This window comes from Microbacterium terregens, from assembly GCF_039534975.1.
Lineage (GTDB): Bacteria > Actinomycetota > Actinomycetes > Actinomycetales > Microbacteriaceae > Microbacterium > Microbacterium terregens.
In genome coordinates, this window is the sequence record NZ_BAAAWH010000001.1 from 1,450,890 (window position 1) to 1,468,014 (window position 17,125).

At 69.6% G+C, this 17,125-nt stretch carries 13 protein-coding genes; 9 read left to right on the forward strand and 4 right to left on the reverse strand.

What is annotated here, in order from left to right:
- Nucleotides 1-182: 182 nt before the first annotated feature.
- Together ABD655_RS06500 and ABD655_RS06505 are read left to right on the forward strand one after the other, a co-directional pair.
- Nucleotides 183-551: a YciI family protein gene (locus ABD655_RS06500; protein ID WP_344712560.1), complete on the forward strand. Its 369-nt coding sequence runs from the start codon at nt 183-185 to the stop codon at nt 549-551.
- On the forward strand, nt 548-1,804 hold the full coding sequence (locus tag ABD655_RS06505) for an RNA polymerase sigma factor (protein WP_344712561.1): 1,257 nt from the start codon (nt 548-550) through the stop codon (nt 1,802-1,804). The genes ABD655_RS06500 and ABD655_RS06505 overlap by 4 nt, the downstream gene beginning before the upstream one ends.
- 10 nt (nt 1,805-1,814) lie before the next feature.
- Here the strand turns inward: ABD655_RS06505 and ABD655_RS06510 are convergent, their stop codons facing one another.
- Nucleotides 1,815-3,770, reverse strand: coding sequence for an anthranilate synthase family protein (locus ABD655_RS06510; RefSeq protein ID WP_344712563.1), 1,956 nt, complete (start codon nt 3,768-3,770; stop codon nt 1,815-1,817).
- A 248-nt stretch (nt 3,771-4,018) separates the two neighbouring features.
- Between ABD655_RS06510 and ispG the strand changes: the two genes are divergently transcribed.
- Nucleotides 4,019-5,170 (forward strand): flavodoxin-dependent (E)-4-hydroxy-3-methylbut-2-enyl-diphosphate synthase, encoded by a 1,152-nt coding sequence (gene ispG, locus ABD655_RS06515; RefSeq protein WP_344712565.1) that lies wholly within the window; start codon nt 4,019-4,021, stop codon nt 5,168-5,170.
- Nucleotides 5,171-5,867: 697 nt separating this feature from the next.
- The gene (locus ABD655_RS06520; RefSeq protein WP_344712567.1) at nt 5,868-6,875 is read left to right on the forward strand and encodes a 1-aminocyclopropane-1-carboxylate deaminase; all 1,008 of its coding nucleotides are present in this window, start codon (nt 5,868-5,870) and stop codon (nt 6,873-6,875) included.
- 89 nt (nt 6,876-6,964) lie between these two features.
- Here the strand turns inward: ABD655_RS06520 and pcp are convergent, their stop codons facing one another.
- On the reverse strand, nt 6,965-7,600 hold the full coding sequence (pcp, locus tag ABD655_RS06525; RefSeq protein ID WP_344712569.1) for a pyroglutamyl-peptidase I: 636 nt from the start codon (nt 7,598-7,600) through the stop codon (nt 6,965-6,967).
- Between the two features lie 73 nt (nt 7,601-7,673).
- Between pcp and ABD655_RS06530 the strand changes: the two genes are divergently transcribed.
- Nucleotides 7,674-9,443: a proline--tRNA ligase gene (locus ABD655_RS06530; RefSeq protein WP_344712571.1), complete on the forward strand. Its 1,770-nt coding sequence runs from the start codon at nt 7,674-7,676 to the stop codon at nt 9,441-9,443.
- 42 nt (nt 9,444-9,485) lie between these two features.
- Here the strand turns inward: ABD655_RS06530 and ABD655_RS06535 are convergent, their stop codons facing one another.
- Nucleotides 9,486-9,992, reverse strand: coding sequence for a pyridoxamine 5'-phosphate oxidase family protein (locus tag ABD655_RS06535; RefSeq protein WP_344712573.1), 507 nt, complete (start codon nt 9,990-9,992; stop codon nt 9,486-9,488).
- A gap of 70 nt (nt 9,993-10,062) precedes the next feature.
- On the reverse strand, nt 10,063-10,884 hold the full coding sequence (locus tag ABD655_RS06540; protein ID WP_344712575.1) for a DUF1206 domain-containing protein: 822 nt from the start codon (nt 10,882-10,884) through the stop codon (nt 10,063-10,065).
- A 60-nt stretch (nt 10,885-10,944) separates the two neighbouring features.
- On the opposite strand from ABD655_RS06540, the gene ABD655_RS06545 reads away from it, so the two are divergent.
- The 4 genes from ABD655_RS06545 to infB all read left to right on the forward strand — a co-directional run bounded on the left by ABD655_RS06545 (nt 10,945) and on the right by infB (nt 17,075).
- Entirely contained in the window at nt 10,945-12,777 is a 1,833-nt protein-coding gene (locus ABD655_RS06545; protein ID WP_344712576.1) for a lipase family protein, read from the forward strand.
- A gap of 109 nt (nt 12,778-12,886) precedes the next feature.
- Nucleotides 12,887-13,873, forward strand: coding sequence for a transcription termination factor NusA (gene nusA, locus ABD655_RS06550; protein WP_344712578.1), 987 nt, complete (start codon nt 12,887-12,889; stop codon nt 13,871-13,873).
- 42 nt (nt 13,874-13,915) lie between these two features.
- Nucleotides 13,916-14,188, forward strand: a complete 273-nt coding sequence (locus tag ABD655_RS06555; RefSeq protein ID WP_344712580.1) for a YlxR family protein — start codon at nt 13,916-13,918, stop codon at nt 14,186-14,188.
- A 58-nt stretch (nt 14,189-14,246) separates the two neighbouring features.
- On the forward strand, nt 14,247-17,075 hold the full coding sequence (gene infB / locus ABD655_RS06560) for a translation initiation factor IF-2 (protein ID WP_344712583.1): 2,829 nt from the start codon (nt 14,247-14,249) through the stop codon (nt 17,073-17,075).
- The last annotated feature ends 50 nt before the right edge of the window (nt 17,076-17,125 follow it).

Here is a 17,125-nt window from a genome sequence, read left to right on the forward strand (position 1 = left end):
GTCGCCGGCTCGTCTCGTCGCGGCTGGTGGATCGGGTCGCGGCCCGTGGTGTGGGGCGGGCCGCGAGGAGCACGGCGGGCCACGACGTCGAGATCTGTGGGCATTCGACGGTGCGTGTCGAAAACGGCCTTGTCCGTTCGCTGGAGGGATGAAACGGTTCCTCTGACGAAAGGATCACTGCCGTGAAGTACGTCATCATGTTCACCAGCAACCCCGAGCTCGATGCCGCCGTTCCGCCGGAGCGCCGACAGGAGGTCTACGGCCGCATCTACGAGTGGTTCGGCGAGCACGGCGAGAAGTTCGTCGACACCGGCGCCGAGCTCGAGGCCGTCGCCACCGCCACCACCGTCAAGCACGCCAGCGACGGTCCGGTCGTCGTCGACGGACCCTTCTCCGAGGCGAAGGAGGTCATCGGCGGCTTCAGCGTCATCGAGGTTCCCGACCTCGACGCGGCCATTGCGATGGCCAAGACCTGGCCTTCGCTGGAATTCCCCGGTGTCGCGGTCGAGATCCGTCCGATGGTCGTCGACTACAGCCAGTTCGAGCAGTGAGCACTCCGGATGCCGCGGCGCCGGGCGGGTCATCGCAGCCGCCCGCCGCGGCATCCGATGCTCTTCTCGCGCGCGTCGTCCGCGAGGAGTCCGGGCGGATCGTCGCGGCGCTGACCTCGTCGGTCGGGAGCTTCGACATCGCCGAGGACGCCGTCGCCGACGCGGTCCTGGAAGCGCTGCGCGAGTGGCGGCAACGCGGCATCCCGCCCAAACCCGGAGCCTGGCTCACACAGGCCGCCCGTCACAACGCCCTCGACCGGCTGCGCCGCGACACCCGGTACCGCCAGAAACTCGCCCTCCTCGGCGAGCCGGTCGCCGCGCCCGCTGATCGACCGATCGACGAGGTCGACGAGCGACTGCCGCTGCTGTTCGGATGCTGTCACCCCGCCCTGTCGCCGGACGCGCAGCTCGCACTCACCCTTCGGGCGGTCTGCGGCCTGACGACCGGTCAGATCGCGCGTGCCACCCTCAGCGCCGAATCCACGGTCGCCCAGCGCATCGTGCGGGCCAAGCGAAAGATCGGCGCCGCGGGGATTCCGATCCGGATCCCGGAGCCCGCAGAGCGGGCCGGGCGACTCGATCTCGTCCTGACGGTCGTCTCGGTGATGTACTCGGAGGCGCATCTCGTGCCGGGACGCGATGCCGCCGCCGACCGCGACCTGGCCGAGGACGCGCTGTGGCTTGCGCGCGTGATCGCCCTGGCTCTGCCGCACGAGGCCGAGGCCCAGGGGCTTCTGGCACTCGTGCTGTTCCACCGGGCGCGCGAGTCGGCCCGTGCTGTCGACGGGGATCTCGTGCTGCTGGCGGATCAGGACCGCACGAGGTGGGATGCCGCCCTCATCGCCGAGGGCCAGGCGGCGCTCCGGCGCGCGGCGATGCTGCGGCGACCGGGTCGATGGCAGCTGCACGCGGCGATCGCGGCCTGCCACGCGGACGCCCCGACGCCGGCCGAGACCGACTGGCTGCAAGTGCTGACGCTCTACGACATGCTGCTCCTGCACGACCGTTCGCCCGTCGTGCGGCTCAACCGGGCCGTCGCGCTCGCCGAGGTGGACGGGCCTGCGCCGGCGCTCGCCGAGGTCGATGCGCTCGCGGATGCCCTGTCGGGATACCACCTCTGGCACGCCGTGCGCGGGCACCTGCTGCGGTTGCTCGGAAACGACGACGCGGCGCTCGCCGCCGACCTGCGGGCGATCGAGCTGACCGCGAACGAGGCGGAGCGTCGCCTCATCGCGCGACGAGGACGCCCGTGACCGGTGCGGTTCAGGCGTCGACCGGCGAGAACGCCGCGGTGACGAGGCGCTCGAGCGTGGTCATCCCGTCGCGGGAGAGGATCGACTCGAGGTGGCCCTGCACGGAGGCGAATCCGGGTCCGCGCATCGCATAGACGTCGCCGGTGGTCGGATCCGCCGCGACCTCCGCGACGCCGACAGCGCTCACTCCGGCGGGCACGCGGGCGGTGAACGTGTTGTAGAACCCGATGGATGCCGGCATCCCGAACAGATCGACGGTCTTCTGCAGTCCCTGGTGCGGCGCGTCGAGGGGTGCCAGCTCGATGCCGAGCGAGTCGGCCAGGATCTGGTGGCTCAGGCACACCGCCAGCAGCGGACGACCGGAGGCGTGACGTCGGGCGACGACCTCGCGCATCCGTCGCATCCGCGCGGTCCCGGGGTCGCGCGGATCTCCCGGTCCGGGGCCCGACACGATGAGTTCGGCATCGTCGATCTGGGCATCGGTCACCTCGTTCCACGGGACGATCCGGACATCCAGGCCGAGATGACGCAGCTGATGCGAGAGCATCGTGGTGAATCGGTCCTCGGCGTCGACCACGACTGCCGTCCGGCCCTGGAACGGACCAGCGACGATCGAATCCTGCGGGTTCAGCCAGAAGGCCGCGAGCCGGGCATTGCGCGAGGCCAGCAGCGCCGCGATGTCGGGATCGTCGGCCAGCGTGCGTGGCTGCGGTGCCGGCGCGTCTCCGTCGATCGGGCCGCTCGGCAAGGCGGGCTCGACCGGGTGATCGCGGGGGATCGCGCCGATCGCGCCGAGCACGCCGGCCGCCTTGCCGTGCGTTTCGCTCACCTCGCCGAACGGGTCGGAGTGGCGCACCAGCGTGGCGCCGACCGGCACGCGCAGGCGACCGTCGACGAGGTACGCGGTGCGGATGAGGATCGGCGCGTCAAGGTCATGCGTGGACTCGCCGGCGAGGACCGCGTCGGTGCGGGGAGTGAACAGGGCGGCGACCCCCGAGTAGTACCCGCGCGGTGTCAGCTCGTGCCGCGAGATGACCGTGCACGCGTTCTGCATCGGCGACCCGGTGACGGTGGGCGCGAACATGGTCTCGCGCAGGATGGCGCGCGGGTCGAGGCGGCTGCGGCCGCGCAGCACGTACTCGGTGTGGGTGAGCCGCGACATCTCCTTCAGGTGCGGACCGGTGATCCGGCCGCCGTCCGAGCAGACGGCGCTCATCATCTTGAGCTCCTCATCGACGACCATGAAGAGCTCCTCGGTCTCCTTCGTCGACTGGAGGAATTCGGTCAGCGTCTCGGTGGTCGCGCCGCCGGCCGGGTGGCGGAACGTTCCCGAGATGGGATTCATCGTGACGATGCCGTCCCGCGCGCTCACGTGCGCCTCCGGGCTCGCGCCGACGGCGACGTGCCCGGGGGTGACGATCGCGAACGTCCAATAGGCGCCCCGCTCGTGCTCCAGCAGTGCACGGAACCACGTGAGCGCCGCGGTCGCGGCGTCCGCGGCGACGTTCGCGGTGAAGTCGCGGCGGATGACGAAGTTGGCGCCCTCGCCGTGGCCGATCTCATCCGCGATGACCCGCCGGACGATGGCGGCGTAGTCGTCGTCGGCGATGTCGAAGCCGGCGTCGGCGAGGGGGATGGCCGCCGAGGGCAGCTGTTCGAGCGCCGCCGCGCGATCGAACAGGGCTCGGTCGCGAACGATCAGGCAGCGCAGCGGCGCACCGTCGTCGTGGCACTCGAATCCCCGTTCCCGCACCTGCCGGAACGGCACCAGCGCGAGCACCTCCTGCGGGCGACCGCGTTCGTCCTCGAGGGGAATGTCCGCCAGCAGGTCCACATCGACGATGTCTCCGGTGAGGAGTTCGATGGTCGCGGAATCGCGGGCGAGAAGGGCGAACGGGATGCCGCGTGCGGCGATGTCGAGCAGCACGGCGAGATCGTTCGGGGGAGTCGGGGCAGACCCGGTCATGGTCGGTCTTTCGTCGTGGGGGCGGTCGCCCTACGAAGAAGACCGCCCGGAGGCGGTCTGTGGTCGCGCGAACACACCGCCTAAGAGGCGGGCCACCGGGTGGGGTTCGCAAGCATGGGGTGAACCTACCACACGGGGCAGAGGCGGTTGCGAGCGAGCGTGCCTCCGCTCCGGCATCCGCGCGGCGCCGCGCGGGGCGGATGGCGCATCCAGGCTTCGTGCGGGCGTGGCGGCGTAGGCTGGGGAATGTGCCAGCCGTGAATCTCGGGATGCCCAAGGTCCCCGAAACCCTCGCCCCCCGCCGCAAGACCAGGCAGATCAAAGTCGGCAAGGTGCTGGTCGGAGGCAACGCGCCGGTGAGCGTGCAGTCGATGACGACGACGCCCACCACCAACATCAACGCCACGCTGCAGCAGATCGCCGAGTTGACGGCATCCGGATGTGAGATCGTGCGCGTCGCGGTGCCCTCGCAGGACGACGCCGATGTGCTGCACATCATCGCGAAGAAGAGCCAGATCCCGGTCATCGCCGACATCCACTTCCAGCCGAAGTACGTCTACCAGGCCATCGACGCCGGCTGCGCAGCCGTCCGCGTCAACCCGGGCAACATCCGCAAGTTCGACGACCAGGTCGGAGAGATCGCCCGGCGCGCGAAGGAAGCCGGCGTCTCGCTGCGCATCGGAGTGAACGCCGGATCGCTGGACCCGCGCCTACTGGAGAAGTACGGCAAAGCCACGCCCGAGGCGCTGATGGAGAGCGCGGTGTGGGAGGCGTCCCTCTTCGAGGAGCACGACTTCCACGACTTCAAGATCTCCGTCAAGCACAACGACCCCGTGATCATGGTTCAGGCCTACCGGCTCCTCGCCGAGCGGGGCGACTGGCCCCTGCACCTGGGCGTCACCGAGGCGGGGCCCGCGTTCCAAGGCACGATCAAGAGCGCGACCGCGTTCGGCATCCTTCTCGGCGAGGGAATCGGAGACACGATCCGTGTCTCGCTCTCAGCTCCCCCCGCCGAGGAGGTCAAGGTCGGCCACCAGATCCTTCAGTCGCTGAACCTCCGCGAGCGCAAGCTCGAGATCGTCTCGTGCCCCTCGTGCGGGCGTGCGCAGGTTGATGTCTACACGCTTGCCGACAACGTGACCGAGGGCCTCAAGGACATGACCGTCCCGCTGCGGGTCGCCGTCATGGGCTGTGTCGTCAACGGTCCCGGCGAGGCGCGTGAGGCCGACCTCGGAGTGGCCTCCGGCAACGGCAAGGGCCAGATCTTCGTCAAGGGTCACGTCATCAAGACCGTTCCGGAGTCCGAGATCGTCGCGACGCTCATCGAAGAAGCGAATCGGCTGGCGGCCGAGATGGGCCCCGCCGCCCCGGTCGGGACGGCCCAGGTCGTCACCAGCTGACGCGGCCTTGGCTCGCGGCATCCCGCCGAATTGCTCTGCGTGCGGCCGCGGCATCCCGCCGGATTGCTCCGCAGTCGCTTCGTGCGACTCCGCGCGTCCTCGCGCGCGCAAGAAGTGACTGCGGAGCCCCCCGCCGGACCGTTCCGCAGTCGCGTTAAGCGACTTCGTGCGCCGCGGCGCCCGCGAGAAGTGACTGCGGAGGTCACGCACGAGCGGCCGCGCAGGGCGGTGACGGATGCCGCGGCTGCGGTCGCAGTGCGCCCGGTGCGGCCGCGGCATCCGCCGTATTGCTCCGCAGTCACTTTGTGCGACTCCGCGCGTCCTCGCGCGCGCAAGAAGTGACTGCGGATCGCCCCGCCGGACCGCTCCGCAGTCACTTTGTGCGACGTCGTGCGCCGCGGCGCCCGCGAGAAGCGACTGCGGAGCGCAGGAGCGGATGCGCAGGGCGGTGACGGATGCCGCGGCTGCGGTCGCAGTGCGCTCGGTGCGGCCGCGGCATCCGCCGCATTGCTCCGCAGTCGCTTTGTGCGACTCCGCGCGTGCCCGCGCGCGCGAGAAGTGACCGCGGAGCGCCTGGCCGGACCGCTCCGCGGTCGCTTAGTGCGACTCGTGCGCCCGCGGCGGCGCGAGAAGTGACTGCGGGGCATGAGCAGACCGGGGGCGGATGCAATATCCAATATCGGCGTACGCTGATTCCATGGCCATCACAGACTTCGACCGCTATCCGCTGACCTTCGGGCCGAGTCCCCTCCAGTTTCTGCCGCGGCTGACGCAGCACCTCGGAGGCGCCCAGGTGTGGGCGAAGCGCGAGGACGTGAACTGCGGGCTGGCCTTCGGCGGCAACAAGATCCGCAAGCTCGAGTACCTCATTCCCGAAGCGCTCGCCGCGGGGGCCGACACTCTCGTCTCGATCGGCGGCTATCAGTCCAACCACACACGCCAGGTGGCGGCCGTCGCGGCAAAGCTCGGGCTCAAAGCCCGTCTCGTGCAGGAGAACTGGGTCGACTGGCCGGACCCGCTCAGCGATCGCGTCGGCAACATCCAGCTCTCGCGCATCATGGGCGCGAAGGTCACGCTCGATTCCGCCGGCTTCGACATCGGCATCCGCTCCAGCTGGCAGCGGGCCATCGACGAGGTCATCGCCGAGGGCGGTACACCGTACGCCATCCCCGCGGGCGCATCCGATCACCCGCTCGGCGGTCTCGGATTCGCCAACTGGGCGTACGAGGTCGAACAGCAGGAGCGCGAACTGGGCGTGTTCTTCGACACGATCGTCGTCTGCACCGTCACCGGCTCCACGCACGCCGGGATGATCGCGGGGTTCGCCGGTCAGGAGCGGAAGCGCCGGGTGATCGGGATCGACGCTTCGGCGACCCTCGCCCAGACGCGCGCGCAGGTCGAGCGGATCGCCCGCAACACCGCCGCGCTGATCGGGCTCGACCGCGAACTGCGGGACGACGAGATCACCGTCCTGGAGGGCTGGGCCGGCGACCTCTACGGCATTCCCGTCGAGTCCACGCTCGAGGCGATCCGCCTGGGCGGCTCGCTCGAGGCGATGATCACCGACCCCGTCTACGAGGGCAAGTCCCTGGCCGGGCTCATCGACCTGGTGACGTCGAAGGAGATCCCGGCGTCCAGCACCGTGCTCTACGCCCACCTCGGCGGCCAGCTCGCGCTGAACGCCTACAGCGGTCTGTTCCGGTAGCGGAACGCGCGCCCGCGTGGGCAGGACGGTCGGCGTCCATCGTGCTGGCGACGCTCGAGGTGCGGGAGCGCTGACACACGGCGGTGCGATCAGTGCAGCGCGCCGCCGGGGATGCCGATGTCGACGTGGGTGGAGAGCGCCGTCCGGACCGCGATCTCCAACGCCCGCGCGATGTCGGCGAGAGGCAGCGCAGCGGCATCCGTCGTCGGGGCGTGCTCGGAAGACCAGGGAACGTGGATGAAGCCGGCCGGCACACCGGGCGGAACCGCCTCGACCGCTGCGAAGAACACGTGGTTGCAGACGAACGTCCCGGCGCTGTGTGAGAGCTCGACGGCGATTCCTGCCGCCGCGATGTCCCTGACGATCGCCTTGACCGGCAAGGAGGAGAAGTGCGCGGCAGGGGCGCCTTCGACACTGGGCACGTCCGTCGGCTGATGGCCGTCGTTGTCCGGGATTCTGGCGTCGATCAGGTTGACCGCGATCCGCTCGACGCCGATCGCGGCGCGGCCGCCCGCGAGCCCTGTGGCCAGAACGAGGTCGGGGTGGTGCGTCGCGATCAGCTCGCGGAGGCGGCGGCTTGCGCCGTCGAAGCTCACGGGCAGCTCCGCCGTCACCAGGACCTCCGGTCCCGTCCATCGTGCGGCGACCAGGTGCACCGCGGCGCCGGACGGATTCGCCGTGTCGCCGCCGAACGGCTCGAATCCGGTGAGAAGGACGGTCGTCATCGCTCCAGGGTAGGCGAGGGGCGCATTTCCATCGCGCGGGCGGCGACGCGCGACATCCGTAGACTTGACCCTCGTGGTCACACGTCTCTCGCATTACTTCCTCCGCACGCTCCGCGACGACCCCTCCGATGCCGAGGTCACCTCGCACCGGCTGCTCGTTCGCGCCGGTTACATTCGCCGACAGGCGCCGGGGGTCTTCGCCTGGCTGCCGCTCGGTCTGCGGGTCAAGGGCAAGATCGAGGCCGTGATCCGCGAGGAGATGTCCCACGCCGGCGCGTACGAGGTGCACTTCCCCGCGCTGCTGCCCCGCGACCCCTACGAGGTCACCGGACGGTGGGAGGAGTATGGCGACGCGCTCTTCCGCCTGCAGGATCGCAAGGGCGCCGACTACCTGCTCGCCCCCACGCACGAAGAGGTCTTCACGCTGCTGGTGAAGGACCTGTACTCCTCGTACAAGGACCTGCCGCTGTCGATCTACCAGATCCAGGACAAGTACCGCGATGAGGCACGGCCGCGTGCGGGGCTCCTGCGCGGCCGCGAGTTCACGATGAAGGACGCGTACTCCTTCGACTACACCGACGCCGGCCTGGATGCCTCATACCAGCGGCAGCGCGACGCCTACGAGCGCATCTTCGCCCGACTGGGCCTGGAATACGTGATCGTGCAGGCGGATGCCGGGGCGATGGGCGGATCGCGGTCGGAGGAGTTCCTGCACCCGACGGCCGTCGGCGAAGACACGTTCGTGCGATCGGAAGGCGGCTACGCGGCCAACGTCGAGGCGTTCACGACGGTGGTGCCCGAGCCGATGCCGTTCGACGGGCTTGCCGAGCCGGTCGTCTTCGACTCGCCCGGCACGCCGACGATCGCGACCCTCGTGGACCACGTGAACACGCATCTGGACCCGCCCGCGTCGGGCGAGTGGACCGCAGCCCACACGCTGAAGAACGTCGTGCTTGCGCTCAAGCACCTCGATGGCACGCGCGAGCTCGTGATCATCGGCCTGCCCGGCGACCGCGACGTGGATGACAAGCGGGTCGAAGTGGCCTTCGCGCCGGCGGAGATCGAACCGGCCACCGCCGAGGACTTCGAGCGGCATTCGCTGCTGGTGAAGGGCTACATCGGTCCGTGGTCGCCGACCGGCGCCATCTTCGGCGAGGAGTCCGCCACCGGCATCCGCTACCTGCTGGATCCCCGCGTCGTGGACGGGACGTCGTGGATCACCGGCGCCAACGCCGACGAGAAGCACGTCCACTCGCTGGTGGCCGGCCGCGACTTCGTGGCCGACGGATTCATCGAGGTCGCGACGGTGCGTGCCGGCGACCCCGCCCCCGATGGCTCCGGCCCGGTCTCGCTGGCTCGCGGGATGGAGATCGGGCACGTGTTCCAGCTGGGGCGCAAGTACGCCGACGCGCTGGGGCTGAAGGTCCTCGACGAGAACGGCAAGCTCGTCACGGTAACCATGGGGTCGTACGGAATCGGCGTGACACGCATCCTGGCGATCATCGCCGAGCTGAACAACGACGACAAGGGGCTGATCTGGCCGGCATCCGTCGCGCCGTTCGACGTCCACGTCGTGGCGACCGGCCGCGACGCGGTCGTCTTCGAGGTCGCTGAACGGCTTTCGGCCGAGCTGGAGGCCGCCGGGCTGGACGTGCTCTACGACGACCGCCCCAAGGTCTCTCCCGGCGTGAAGTTCGGCGATGCGGAGCTCGTCGGCGTGCCCCAGATCGTGATCGTCGGCCGAGGCGCGGTGGAGGGCCAGGTCGAGCTGTGGGACCGCCGCTCCGGCGACCGCGAACTCGTGTCCGTCGCGGACGCGGTGGCCCGGCTCAGTCGCCGCTGAACCGCACGCACCGCCCGCGACCAGCGCGCGCGCAGAGCTGCGTCAGCAGCTGATCCGCTCGTGACGCATGGTGTCGTCCGGCGTGTCCTTGGTGACGAGGGCCTTGAGCATGCCGGCTGCCATCACGAGCTTGCCGTGCTTGGGCTCCCAGAACTCGCACTCGACCGGGGTGACCATGAGCAGCGCGATTCCGGGCGTCTCGAGGCCGTCCTCGAACCAGATGTCCAGCGACGAGGTGTACAGCTCCTCCATCTTGGCCCGATCGTGCACCAGGCGGGCGCGACCGGCCACCGAGACGAACCGCATGCCCTTCGCGTCGAGGTAGGACAGTCCCACGTCGTGATCGGCCTCGACTTCGTCGACCTTCTTGGTGTCCTCCGCCGTGAAGAACCAGATGTCGCCGTTCTCGTCCATCTGCCGCGTGCTCATCGGTCGGGACACGAGGTTTCCGGCGGGGTCCTGCGTGGTCAGCATCGTGAAGTCGATGTCCTCCACCAGTTCCTTCAGCCGCACGATCGCGTCGGTCTGTGTCATCGGTTCATCAGCCATGCTTCGAGGTTCACACGCAGCCGCGCTGCCTGCCAGGGGTTGACAGCCCGGATGCCGCGACCTACACCGCTCAGAAGCGTGCGAAACGCGCGCGGAAGAAGCAGAACACCCCGTACGCGATGAACCCGGCGCCGACGGCGGCGACCAGCCACGGGCCGTAGCTGAGGGCCAGGAGTGCCGTGATCGCGCCGTCGAGTCCGCCGGCCGTGTCGGGGTCGGTCTTCAGCGCAGCCACCAGCAGGAGGATGCCGACGATGATCAGCGCGACACCCTTCGCCACGAACCCGACGACGCCGAGGCCGGCGAGCGAGCGGCCGATGCCATGCCGGGGAATGTCGATCTTGTTGCGGAACGTGCGCCGGACGCCCATGACCACGAAGGCGATGCCGCCGATGCCGATCCCGACACCGACGAGCCCCAGCACGATAGAGCCTCCGGGCAGCTGCAGCACGCCGCGGCTGGCGTTCTCCGCGGCCTCTTCGGCGTCCACCCGCGCTCCGAGTGCAACCGACGCGGAGATGAGGCCGAGCGCGACGAAGATCGCGGCCTGACCCCACGCTCCGACGCGCTGCCCCCACTTCGCCGCCAGGCCACGCGCATCATCGGAAGGGCTGCGCACGAGGATGCCTTCGAAGATCTGCCAGATACCCAGGGCCCACAGGGTGATTGCGATGAGCCACAGCACCACGAACCCGAGCGGTGCACCGGCGATCAGCATGAGCGCGCCGGACTGATCCGTGTCGCCATCACCTCCGAGGGCGACGACGATCGCGATGATTCCGATCAGGATGTGCACGACGCCGTTCGCGGCGTATCCGGCTCGGGCGGTCCAGCGGAACGGGGTGCTCTGCTTTGCTTCTCGCGCGACGCGCTTCGGTGCCGCTGAGTCCACGCCGTCAGCCTACGCGCAGCGCGCACGGGTCCTCGGGCCGCCCGACTTAGGATTGCCCGCGTGAGTGAAACGCCCGTGAACGCGGTCCGCAGGCCGCGATTGCGTCGCGTGCTCCGGCTGATCGAGGCCGCGCCGGCCCCCGCGGTGCTGGCCGTCGGCGTGGTGGTGCTGTTCCTCGGCATCTTCATCGTGACGCGGCCGCTGACCTCGCTGTGGCTGCTCGCCGTCCTGGTCGGCGTCAGCGCGATCGTCGCCGGGGTGATCGATCTGGCCGATTCGGAGCGGTCGCCGCAGCGGTGGTACCGCATCCTCTGCGCCGTGTGGATCCTCGGGGGCATCGCCGTGCTGGTGTGGCTGGGCCGCTCCATCGAGCTGCTCCCGACCGTTCTCGGCATCCTCCTCGTCGTCGGTGGTCTGGGTGCGCTCGGCGGGGTGAGCCGGGGGAGGGTGAGCGCGCGGGTGCTGGCGGTCGCATCCGGTCTCGGGCAGATCGTCTTCGGCATCCTCGCCCTGGTGTGGCCGGATCTGACACTGCTCGTCGCGGCCGTGCTCTTCGGAATCCGGACCGTCGCGTACGGCGTCGGGCTGATCTGGCGTGCGGGTCGCAGCATCGCAGGACTGCCCGCGAAGCTCAGCGACGGACCTCAGACACGGCGGAGCCTGCTTCTCGGCGACGTGGCACGCTATGCCCTGGCGATCGGGTTCGTGGCGCTCGCCGCCTCTGCGTGGTGGGTCAACAGCTGGCTGGCGGAGGGCTCGCCGGTGGTGGACTCCTTCTACGACGCGCCGGTGAACCCGCCCGATGAGCCCGGCGTGCTCATCCGATCGGATGCCTACACCGGCGTGCACCCGTCCGGCGGGGACGTTCAGCGCATCCTGTACAGCACGACCGACGCGTACGGGGTGCGCGCGGTGGCCAGCGCCCTGGTCATCACGCCGCTCGAGCCGCCGCCGGGTCCGCGTCCGGTCATCTCGTGGAACTGGGGGACGACGGGCGTCGCGCGCGGCTGCGCACCCAGCCTGATGGATACCACCGCGACCCGCTGGGCGATTCCCGGCGTGGAGCAGGCGCTCGCGCGCGGCTGGGTCGTCGTGGGATCCGACTACAGCGGGCGCGGCGCGAACGGCCGCTTCCCCTACCTGATCGGCGCGGGTGAGGCGCGCTCGAGTCTGGATGCGATCCGAGCTGCGGGCCAGTTGGAGGACCTGCGGCTGTCTGCCGACGTCGTCGTGTGGGGACACTCGCAGGGCGGCCACGCCGCGCTGTGGACCGAGCCGGTCGCGGCCGAGTACGCCCCCGAGCTGCGAATCCGCGGAACGGCGACACTCTCGCCGGTGACGGATCCCCTCGGCATGGCGCGCGAACTGACCAAGCTGGGCGCCTCGGCCGAGCTGTCGATCCTGGTCTCCTGGGTGCTGGTGCCGTACGCGGACCTCTATCCGGACGTCACCGTCGAGGACTACGTCGCGACGTCGGGCCGGGCGATCGTGCGCGAGATGACCCAGCGATGCCTGAGCGAACCCGGCCTGTTCGTCTCGGCCATCACCTCGCTCGGAGTCTCCGCGGATCGTCCCCTCTACCCCGCCAACCTGACCGGAGGTCCGCTCGGACGACGGCTCGAGCAGAACAAGCCCGTCGGGCCCTGGGCGGCTCCGCTGCTGCTGGCCTGGGGCGCGCGTGACGAGGTGATCCCACCGCAGCTGCCGCGCCGTTTCGTCGCGGAACTGTGCGAGGCCGGCGTCGCGGTGCGTTGGGTGCCGTACGCGGCCGCGGACCATCGCTCTCTGATCAATCCCTCCTCGCCCTTCCTGCCGACCCTCATGCGCTGGACGCAGGCCCGCTTCGACGGGGACGACCGGCTGGTCTCGGACTGCGCGCAGATTGTGGAATAGCCCGCCGTCGCGGACCGGTGTTCTCCCAGGCCGCAGGTCGCGGCATCCGGTACCGTGGAAGGATGCCGCGCGCATGACGTGCGGCGATAGCTGAATAGGGAGGTCACTTGTGGACATCGATCTGTCATTGCTGAGGACGATTGAGCGAGAGAAGGAGATCCCCTTCGATGAGCTCGTGCGCATCATCGAACAGGCGATCCTGACCGCCTTTGCGAAGCACACGACCGAGACCGGCGAGCTTCCGGCCGGCGCGCGCGCCCTGTTGGATCGCAAGACCGGCCACGTCGCGGTCTTCCTGCCGATGATCGATGAAGAAGGGGCCGTCATCGGCGAGGAGGAGACCACTCCCGACGACTTCGGCCGCATCGCTGCATTCGCCGCCAAGCAGGTGATCAGCCAGCGTCTGCGTGACATCGCCGACGACGCCGTCCTCGGCGAATTCCGCGGCAAGGAGGGCGACATCGTCGCCGGTGTCGTCCAGCAGGGCCCGAACCCCCGTATGGTCCACGTCGATCTCGGATCGATCGAGGCCATCCTCCCGCCCGAGGAGCAGGTCGCCGGCGAGGAGTACAAGCACGGCTCGCGCCTGCGTGTGTACGTCACCTCGGTGGCCAAGGGCAACAAGGGCCCGCAGATCACCGTCTCGCGCACGCACCCGGGCCTGGTCCGCAAGCTGTTCGCGCTCGAAGTCCCCGAGATCCACTCCGGGCTGGTGGAGATCGTCTCGCTTGCGCGTGAGGCGGGACACCGCACCAAGATCGCCGTTCGCGCGACCGACCCGACGATCAACGCCAAGGGCGCCTGCATCGGCGAACTCGGCCGTCGCGTCCGCGCCGTGACCGAGGAGCTGGGCGGGGAGAAGATCGACATCGTCGACTACGACCCCGAGCTGGCCAAATTCGTCGCGAATGCGCTGTCGCCCGCGAAGGTGACCTCGAGCTTCATCCTGGATTCCTCGACGAAGGCCGTGCGCGCGCTCGTTCCCGATTACCAGCTCTCGCTGGCCATCGGCAAGGAGGGCCAGAACGCCCGCCTCGCCGCGAAGCTCACCGGCGCCAAGATCGACATCCAGCCCGACAGCGTGCTGGAGGGCTGACAGACACCTGTCCGCAGAGGACGGCGTGGCGAGAGGTGTAAGATGGATTCCGTACGAACGTGCGTCGGATGCCGCGTGCGTGCCCTCCGGACCACACTCCTTCGAGTCGTGGCCATCGATTCCACCCTCGTCCCCGACGAGCGGGCATCGCTGCCGGGACGGGGTGCGTGGGTGCACGAGACGCCCGAGTGCGTGGATGCCGCAATCCGGCGCCGCGCCTTCGTGCGGGCATTGCGTGTGTCAGGTCCTCTGGATACGCAGACCTTCGAGAAACGGCTGAATGGCTATGGAAACAAAGTGAACGGCTCGAAATGAGACCCGTCCGCGACTGAGGTCTGCCCTGCCTGGGTGGACCAACCCAGACAGGAGAATTGTGGCTTCCAAACCACGCGTACACGAGATCGCTTCCGAACTCGGTGTAGACAGCAAGGTCGCTCTTGCAAAGCTCAAGGAGCTCGGCGAATTCGTCAAGAGCCCCTCATCGACGATCGAGCCCCCCGTGGCTCGCAAGCTGCGCGCCGCCCTCGAGGCGGATGGCGCGGCCAAGCCCGCAGCCAGCGCTGCGGCACCGGCTGCCGGCCCTGCGCCGAGCAACGGAGCGCGCCCCGGTGGCGCCCGCCCCGGCGCACCGCGTCCGGGCGCTGCTGCGCCCGCTCCGGCACCGGCGGCTCCCGCCGCTCCGGCGCCGGCACCCGCGCCCGCTGAGGTCGCCGCACCCGCTGCCGCCGCCGCACCCGCTGCTGCAGCACCCGCTGCGACTCCGGCGCCTGCGGACGCTCCGGCGCCCGCCGCTCCGGCGAGCTCCGACGCTCCGGCACAGCCCTCCGGCGATGCTGCCGCTCCCGGCGCACCGCGTCCGGGTGGAGCACCGCGCCCCGGCAACAACCCGTTCTCGAGCGCACAGGGCATGGGCCAGCGCCCCGCCGGTCCGCGTCCGGGCAACAACCCCTTCGCCAGTGCGCAGGGCATGGGTCAGCGACCCAGCCCGGGCAACATCCCGCGTCCCCAGGCACCGCGCCCCGGCGCACCGCGTCCCGGTGCACCCGGAGCTCGTCCGGGTGGCCCGGGTCGTCCCGGTGGCGCCGGTCGTCCCGGTGGCGCTCCGTTCCAGCAGCGTCCCGGCGGCCCCGGTCGTCCCGGCGGCGCCGGCGGCGGCTTCCAGCGTCCCGGTGGCGCGCCCGGCGGAGCCCCTGCGGGTGGCTTCGCGGGTCGTCCCGGTGGTGGCGGCGGTCGTGGTCGGGGACCCGGCGGCGGCACAGCCGGCGCGTTCGGCAAGGGTGGCGGCAAGTCCAAGCAGCGCAAGTCGCGTAGGGCGAAGCGGCAAGAATTCGAGATGAGGGATGCGCCGGTCGTCGGTGGCGTCAACGTCTCGCGCGGTAACGGCGAGATCATCCGGATGCGCCGCGGTGCATCCATCTCGGACTTCGCCGACAAGATCGAGACGCTGACCGGCTACACCGTGCAGCCGGGCACGCTCGTGACGATCCTGTTCAACCTCGGTGAGATGGCGACGGCGACCGAATCGCTCGACGAAGCCACCTTCGAGGTGCTGGGTGCCGAGCTCGGTTACAAGATCCAGATGGTCTCGCCCGAGGACGAGGACAAGGAGCTCCTGGAGAGCTTCGGCCTCAACCTCGACGCGGAGCTGGAGAGCGAGGACGAGGGCGACCTCGAGATTCGTCCTCCGGTCGTGACCGTCATGGGTCACGTCGACCACGGTAAGACCCGCCTGCTCGACGCGATTCGCCAGACGAACGTGTCCGCAGGAGAAGCCGGCGGCATCACGCAGCACATCGGCGCCTACCAGGTCTGGACCGAGCACGACGGCATCGAGCGGGCCATCACCTTCATCGACACGCCCGGTCACGAGGCGTTCACCGCCATGCGTGCCCGTGGTGCCCAGGTGACGGACCTCGCGATCCTCGTGGTCGCCGCCGACGACGGCATCATGCCGCAGACGGTCGAGGCGCTCAACCACGCCCAGGCCGCCGGCGTGCCGATCGTTGTCGCGGTGAACAAGGTGGACAAGCCGGATGCCAACCCGGGCAAGGTGCGTCAGCAGCTGACCGAGTACGGCCTGGTCGCAGAGGAGTACGGCGGCGACGTCATCTTCGTGGATGTCTCGGCCCGCGACGGCCTGCACATCCAGGAGCTGCTGGATGCCGTGCTGCTCACCGCGGATGCCGGTCTGGATCTGACCGCGAACCCGAACAAGGCCGCACGTGGCGTCGCCATCGAGGCGAAGCTCGACAAGGGCCGCGGTTCGGTTGCCACCGTGCTCATCCAGTCCGGAACGCTCCGCGTCGGCGACGCGATCGTCGCCGGTACCGCCTACGGCCGCGTGCGTGCCATGGCTGATGAGAACGGCGATCCCGTGCTCGAGGCCTATCCGTCGCGTCCGGTGCAGGTGCAGGGTCTGAACTCCGTGCCCCGCGCCGGCGACACCTTCATCGTCACCGATGAGGACCGTCTGGCCCGTCAGATCGCTGAGAAGCGCGAAGCGGCCGAGCGCAACGCGCAGCTGGCCAAGGCCCGCAAGCGCATCTCGCTCGAGGACTTCACCCGTGCTCTCCAGGAGGGCAAGGTCGAATCGCTCAACCTCATCATCAAGGGCGACGTTTCCGGTGCCGTCGAGGCGCTCGAGGAGTCACTGCTCAAGATCGAGGTCGACGATTCGGTCCAGCTGCGGATCATCCACCGCGGCGTCGGTGCCATCACCGAGTCGGATGTGAACCTGGCGACGATCGACAACGCGATCATCATCGGCTTCAACGTCCGGCCCGACGCGAAGGCGCGCGAGCGCGCACAGCGTGAAGGCGTGGACACCCGGTTCTACTCGGTGATCTACAACGCGATCGACGACGTGGAGCAGTCCCTCAAGGGCATGCTCAAGCCGGAGTTCGAAGAGGTGCAGTCGGGTGTGGCCGAAATCCGCGAGGTGTTCCGCTCCTCGAAGGTCGGCAACATCGCGGGTGTCATCGTCCGCTCCGGAACGATCACGCGCAACGCCAAGGCGCGCGTCATCCGTGACGGCGTCGTCATCGCCGATGGCCTGGCCATCGAGTCGCTGCGTCGCTTCAAGGACGACGTCACCGAGGTGCGTACGGACTACGAGGCCGGTATCGGACTCGGCAAGTTCAACGACATCCAGATCGGCGACGAGATCGAGACGACCGAGCTCGTCGAGAAGCCGCGAAGCTGATCACCGCACAGGGGACGCCTCCGGGCGTCCCCTGTGCGCAGGACCACCAG